The 5,981-nt window shown below is 62.3% G+C and carries 5 protein-coding genes and 1 pseudogene; 4 read left to right on the top strand and 2 right to left on the bottom strand.

What is annotated here, in order from left to right; translation table 11 throughout:
* The 3 genes from F3J15_RS36680 to F3J15_RS36690 all read left to right on the top strand — a co-directional run.
* Nucleotides 1-267 (top strand): helix-turn-helix transcriptional regulator (locus F3J15_RS36680; protein WP_240161548.1); only part of this gene is annotated, 267 nt, incomplete at its 5' end.
* 222 nt (nucleotides 268-489) lie between these two features.
* Nucleotides 490-1,614 (top strand): porin, encoded by a 1,125-nt coding sequence (locus F3J15_RS36685; protein WP_166897611.1) that lies wholly within the window; start codon nucleotides 490-492, stop codon nucleotides 1,612-1,614.
* Nucleotides 1,615-1,795: 181 nt separating this feature from the next.
* Complete coding sequence (locus F3J15_RS36690; protein ID WP_069247971.1) at nucleotides 1,796-2,500, top strand: glutathione binding-like protein; 705 nt, start codon at nucleotides 1,796-1,798, stop codon at nucleotides 2,498-2,500.
* A gap of 746 nt (nucleotides 2,501-3,246) precedes the next feature.
* Here the strand turns inward: F3J15_RS36690 and F3J15_RS36695 are convergent.
* Together F3J15_RS36695 and F3J15_RS36700 are read right to left on the bottom strand one after the other, a co-directional pair.
* Nucleotides 3,247-4,533 carry a PD-(D/E)XK nuclease family protein gene (locus F3J15_RS36695; protein WP_089445640.1) on the bottom strand — a complete coding sequence of 429 codons (1,287 nt, stop codon included), beginning with the start codon at nucleotides 4,531-4,533 and terminating at the stop codon, nucleotides 3,247-3,249.
* 354 nt (nucleotides 4,534-4,887) lie between these two features.
* Nucleotides 4,888-5,400 carry a MarR family transcriptional regulator gene (locus F3J15_RS36700; RefSeq protein WP_089445639.1) on the bottom strand — a complete coding sequence of 171 codons (513 nt, stop codon included), beginning with the start codon at nucleotides 5,398-5,400 and terminating at the stop codon, nucleotides 4,888-4,890.
* A 129-nt stretch (nucleotides 5,401-5,529) separates the two neighbouring features.
* Between F3J15_RS36700 and F3J15_RS36705 the strand changes: the two are divergent.
* Nucleotides 5,530-5,981, top strand: a pseudogene (locus F3J15_RS36705) (CynX/NimT family MFS transporter); the annotation flags it as partial.

The following is a 5,981-nucleotide window of genomic DNA, read 5'->3' on the forward strand; positions in this document are numbered from 1 at the left end:
CCGCAACCGCGCATCGTGCCGCCCGCGCCGCGCGCCGCGGCCAGCCCGCGCGCGGTACCGAGCGTCGTGCTGACGCCGAAGGAGCGCGCGATTCTCGAATTGCTCGCGCGCAACCTGTCGAACAAGGAGATCGCGGTGGCGCTCGCCGTCGGCGAGGAAACCGTGAAGTGGCACCTGAAGAACCTGTTCGGCAAGCTCGACGCCAGTTCGCGCAAGCATGCGGTGCGCCGCGCGCTGGTGCTGGGTCTGCTCGAAAGCGCGCCCTGACGTTGTAGCGCCGGTTCCGCCAATCGGGCCCATCGCCGCGCCCGTCTTCCTCCGATTCTCCGCAACCCTGCCCCCCGCGCATGGGGGGGAGCGGCCGCCCGCCGTTGCGTAGTCTTTCCGCACGGCTCATGCGGGCGTCGCCTGTCACACCGTCCCGCTAGCCTCCCTGCTTCACCCGGACGGGCTCGATCCCGTCCGGTCCAATACGACCCTGGAGACTCCATGAAGACGAAACTGGCCGCGCTCGCGGCGCTTGCCGGCTGTTCGGCGCTCGCGCACGCGCAATCCTCCGTCACGCTCTACGGCGTGATCGACTCGGGCCTGCTGTACCAGAGCACGTCGGCGGCGTCGTTCAGCCCGACCGCACCGAATGCGGGCAAGGTGTTCCGCATGAAGGACGGCGGTATCTACTCGAGCTTCTGGGGCATCAAGGGCAGCGAGGACATCGGCGGCGGCTACAAGGTCAACTTCAAGCTGCAGGGTTCGTTCGACAGCGGCACCGGCAAGCTGCAGCTGAGCGATACGCCGGGCGCGGTCGCGATCTTCAACCAGGTTGCGTCGCTCGGCGTGTCCGGCCCGTTCGGCACGTTCACGGCCGGCCGCCAGATCGTGCCGATGATCTACGCGATGGCCGACACCGACGTGCGCAACGCGCAGTTCTTCGGCAGCGTGCTGATCGCGTGGCTCGGCCTGAACACGGCGGCCGGCTGGTCGGGGACGAGCACCAACGCAGCGATCGGCGCGCTGTACGACAGCAATGCGCTCGTCTACCAGTCGCCGACCTTCGCGGGTGCGTCGATCGCGCTCGAATACGCACCGGGCGGCGTGGCCGGGCAGTTCCAGGGCGGCACGCGCGAGTCGGTCGTGCTCAGGTATGCGAACGACGGGCTGAACGCTTCGGCCGCCTACTACAACGGCCACGACACGAGCCCGGCGCCGGGCGTCGCGCCGACCGGTGTCGACAACAACCGCTTCATCTACTTCGGCGCGAAATACACGATCCACGACTTCTCGGTGTCGGCGTCGTACGGCAACGGCAGGAATCCGTCGCATGCGGACAAGGTGAACCTCGACATGCTGTCGGCCGGCATCGGCTATCGCTTCACGCCCGCGCTGCAGGTGACGTCCGCGGTGTATTACCTGAAGGACCGCAACGTCTCGGCGAACAAGTCGACGGCGGTCGTGCTCGCGGCCGACTACAGCCTGTCGAAGCGGACGATGGTCTATGCGCAGATCGGCCACGTGAACAACCGCGGCACGATGGACCAGATGCTCGTGTACGGGCAGCCGGTCGCGCCGGGCGTCGGCACGACGGCCGCGATGATCGGGCTGCGGCACAACTTCTGACGGTTGCCGGCGGCGCCTGCGATGCCACGGCGGTCGCCCGTGGCCACCGCCTGCATCGATCCGCGGGATCGGCTACAGTGGGCGTTTTCGGCGCGCTCCGCCCTGCCGTCTCGCCATCGACCGTGGCGCGTGCGGCAGCAGGAACGGGGCGCGGATCCTTCACTTCGACGAGCGACCCTCCATGTCCGACCTGTCCGCCTTCCCGATCACGCAAAAGTGGCCGGCCCAGCATCCCGACCGTCTCCAGCTCTACTCGCTGCCGACGCCGAACGGCGTCAAGGTGTCGATCATGCTCGAGGAAACCGGCCTGCCGTACGAGCCGCACCTCGTGCGCTTCGACACGAACGACCAGTTCTCGCCCGCGTTCCTGTCGCTGAACCCGAACAACAAGATCCCGGCGATCATCGATCCGAACGGCCCGGACGGCAAGCCGCTGCCGCTGTTCGAATCGGGCGCGATCCTGATCTATCTCGCGGACAAGACGGGCCAGCTGATCCCGAAGGATCTCGCGGGCCGCTACGAGACGATCCAGTGGGTGATGTTCCAGATGGGCGGCATCGGGCCGATGTTCGGCCAGGTCGGCTTCTTCCACAAGTTCGCCGGCCGCGACTACGAGGACAAGCGTCCGCGCGACCGTTACGTCGACGAGTCCAAGCGCCTGCTCGGCGTGCTCGACGCGCATCTCGCGAACCGCCAGTGGGTGATGGGCGATACCTACACGATCGCCGACATCGCGATCTTCCCGTGGGTGCGCAACCTCGTCGGGTTCTATGAAGCGGGTGATCTCGTGGGCTTCAGCGAATTCCGGAACGTCAAGCGGGTGCTCGACGCGTTCGTTGCGCGGCCGGCTGTCGAGCGTGGGCTGAATATTCCGGCACGCGGTTGAGGGGTTAAGCGGGCACACGTTGTGCCGGCTGTGACCTGAAAAGCCCGCCGCATTGCGCGGCAGGCTTTTTTGACGTTCATCGCGAATTATCTGGGGAACGCGGGGAAGACTGATAGTCCTCGGCCGCTAACCGCCGTTCCCATGCGTGCTTCGTCGGTCATCGGACTGTCGCTCGATATTGCATAGCGGACGGTCAGTGACCAATCGCTCAGTTCGCCTTCAGCTCGCTAGTGCTCGTTCATATAAGGGCAAGGACCAAGCGTAAAACTGATGCCAGTTCCGCGTGGCTGATTGGCCCGTCGACGCGAGCAACTTGCGTCGACGAAGTCCCTTCATATACCTTCCCATTTTCAACCTTCGCCATCTGATTCTGAGACGTTCCGCGAAACACTTTTCCGCCATCGATTCGCGCAATTTGCCTGGACGACGTGCCTTCAAAAATCCTTCCAGAGTCGACCTTAAGAATCTGCGTGGACGATGTGCCATGGAAGACCTTGCTTCCGTCAATCTTTGCCATTTGCGCCGACGATGTCCCTTCAAAGAGCTTTCCACCATTGAGGTGCGCTAGCTGTGTTGACGAAGTGCCTCGGAGTATTTTTGTTATTTGAGTTTATCTTTCCATGAGTATGTCGATGATCGTGGTGATTCTGGGGGGATCGCCGATGTGGTGCTACACGGACATCAATTGCCCACCCCCTCTCGCGGAATTTGTCCTGGCGGCTGTCGCAAAGTGGTTTCCGCCCCAACTAACGAATCGATTCGAGCTTGGATTGCAATTCAACGAACTGCGATACGGTCTCGTTGATGGCCCGAGTCTTATTGAGGTCGCGGAGCCTACGCAAGACCACGAACGATTGCTCGTCGCTCATTTGACGTCGTACGCCATTGGTTTTGCGGAGCGCCTCCGCCGCTTCAATTAACACATCACGCTTCTCAGCACGGACGTGATTGAGCTGGACAAAGGTTGTCACCTGAAACGTCTCACCAGTCTGGCGAACGTTAACCCCGGCTGGGTAATAGTTCCAATCGGGAAACTGGTCCAGATCGATTAACGAGTCCCATCGCAGAAGTGAAAATCCGGTGCGTACACGTTTGGGGTCGACGAGAACATCGTCGAATCGTTGCCGCAAGGCGGAAACGAATGGCGCAAATTGCGCCTGGCGAATGCAATGGTCCCAGACCGAAGCCCGGCGCCAGTAAAGCTGAAACAGGCGCAGCATTGACTTCCCTTCAAGCGTATTTGCTTCGGACATTAGTTCGACAAGCATATGTGCGCGCGCTCCCTTGGAGCCATGCCGTGCCCAAGGGGTCATGAGTTCGAGAACTTCTGGGTGGCCGCCAGCGACCTCCGTCACGAGACGCCCGAACGAACTCTTTCCCATTGAATCTTCCGTTTCATCTTCGATGACGTTACGAAACTGTGCAAGCGCCTGCTGAACGTGCCGCGCGGTGGCTTCGCGTTTCTCAACCTCACGAAGAAACTCAGCGAGCCAGTCGTAGCCTACTGGTATCCAGGCGGCATCTTCGGGTACCGCCTCACGAGAATCGAGGAAAACGTGCACGCCAAGGAAGTCTGGTAGAAGTTTTTCCAACTGCTTGCGGTAGTCCTTGAGTTGTGCACGTGATTGTTGCGCGCCAAATTTATTCTCAATTGCAATATACCGTCGACGGTTCGAGTCTACGACCAGCACGTCCAGGGAGCGGCCATTGAGATCCACCTCAGTGGTAACCACCGCCGAGGAGAAGCCTTCTGTTTGCACGTTGGAGGGCGACAGGAATCGTCGAGTCGTTAGTGGCACGTCCGCGTCGTCTGAATTCCACCAGGCGCGTGTGAGAAGCGACTGAATCGCCAAGTCCCCCAGTCCATGACCTTCGGATGGATCGAGCAACCATGCCAAGAACCGGGATACGTTAACTTCTTTAGGGTAGCAGATGCGTAGGGGTTGCCACGAGGCCGTCGACGTAACGAGTCGCTGAACGTTCGCATCTGCAAAGAAGTGGTCAATTAGGGATTCAGGTGAGTAGTCGGCCATCAAATTGCCTGTGTGATCGAAGTTTACTTGTCTGGTAGCCCGCCCGAATGGGCCAAAGTTAGGTTTTGGAACCCGCGCAATCGATTGCCTTGCACACGATTTGCAAAATATTCATTGCTTGCAAACACAGCCCCTCGTTGACTGACCAGCGTCTCGACTAAATTATCGGTTTCTTATCCGAAAGCTTGAGCCTGAAAGCTAAAAGTCGACTTTTGACGATGCCAATATCTGGCGTAAGCTGGGCATTCGTCGTGACGCTAAGCGGGCTTCTGTCGATGTAATTGAGAGAGGGGCTTGCTGAGTCAGCCCCCGCAAAGCCGACCTCGGCAGAGTTCGCGTCACGCTTTCGCAGCGCTACCTTCCCTCCGCCCCTTCCGACGCCTCTCCCAACCCCGCCAGCAACTTCCCCAGCAGTTTCGACAACTGCGCCTGTTCCGCATCCGACAGCACCGCCAGCACCGCGCGCTGATTGTCGATGTGCGCGACGACTGCCTCATCGATCAGCGCGCGGCCCGCATCCGTCAGCGCGACGAGCGTGCCACGCCCGTCGGCCGGGTTCGGCCGGCGCTCCACCCACCCCGCCTTCTGCAACCGGTCGATGCGCGCGGTCATCCCGCCCGATGACATCATCAGCGCGTCGTACAGCGCCGTCGGCGTCAGCGCGAACGGCGCGCCGCCGCGCCGCAGCGTGGCCAGCACGTCGAATTCGCCCGGCTGCATCCCGTAGCGCGCGAACAGCGGATTGAGACGGTCGCGCGCGATCACGAGCGCCGCTTCCTGCAGCCGCCCCATCACCACCATCGACGACGCGTCGAGATCCGGTCGCTCGGCGCGCCATTGTGCGAGCGCATGCGCGGCTCGATCCATTAACCCTCCTCGGCTCACCAGTTATCTTGACGTCGAGATAAATCAGCATTTATCTTGATGTCGAGATACTTTACCTGAAAAACACGCGGCGCCTCACCAGGGCTGCGCACCAATATCGAGGGCCTTGCAATGAATCGCTTCACTTCCCCGGGATGGCGGCTTGCCGCCATCGTCCTTGTCGGGCTGAACCTGCGGCCGGCGCTTGCCGCAGTCGGCCCGCTGCTCGACATGATCCAGCGCGCGACCGGCATCAGCGACGGCGCGGCCAGCCTGCTGACGACGATCCCGATCCTGTTGATGGGCCTCGGCGCGCTGAGTGCGCGGCGCCTGCAGCGCCTGACCGGCATCGCGGGCGGCGTCTGGCTCGGCGTCGCGCTGATCGGGCTCGCCTGCGTGGCGCGCATCGGCGCGCAACACGCGTGGCTGCTGCTCGCGAGCGCCTGCTGCGCGGGCGTCGGGATCGCGATGGTGCAGGCGCTGCTGCCCGGCTTCGTGAAGGCGCAATTCGCGACGCGGATCGGCGGTGCGATGGGCGTCTATTCGACGTCGATCATGAGCGGCGCCGTGCTCGCGAGCGTCGT

Source organism: Burkholderia sp. Ap-955, from assembly GCF_011753045.1.
Classification (GTDB): Bacteria; Pseudomonadota; Gammaproteobacteria; order Burkholderiales; family Burkholderiaceae; genus Burkholderia; species Burkholderia lata_D.

Coding starts and splice junctions, on each gene's coding strand:
- F3J15_RS36700 (WP_089445639.1), bottom strand. CDS start 5,400: ATGGATCGAGCCGCGCATGCGCTCGCACAATGGCGCGCCGAGCGACCG.
- F3J15_RS36690 (WP_069247971.1), top strand. CDS start 1,796: ATGTCCGACCTGTCCGCCTTCCCGATCACGCAAAAGTGGCCGGCCCAG.
- F3J15_RS36685 (WP_166897611.1), top strand. CDS start 490: ATGAAGACGAAACTGGCCGCGCTCGCGGCGCTTGCCGGCTGTTCGGCG.
- F3J15_RS36695 (WP_089445640.1), bottom strand. CDS start 4,533: ATGGCCGACTACTCACCTGAATCCCTAATTGACCACTTCTTTGCAGAT.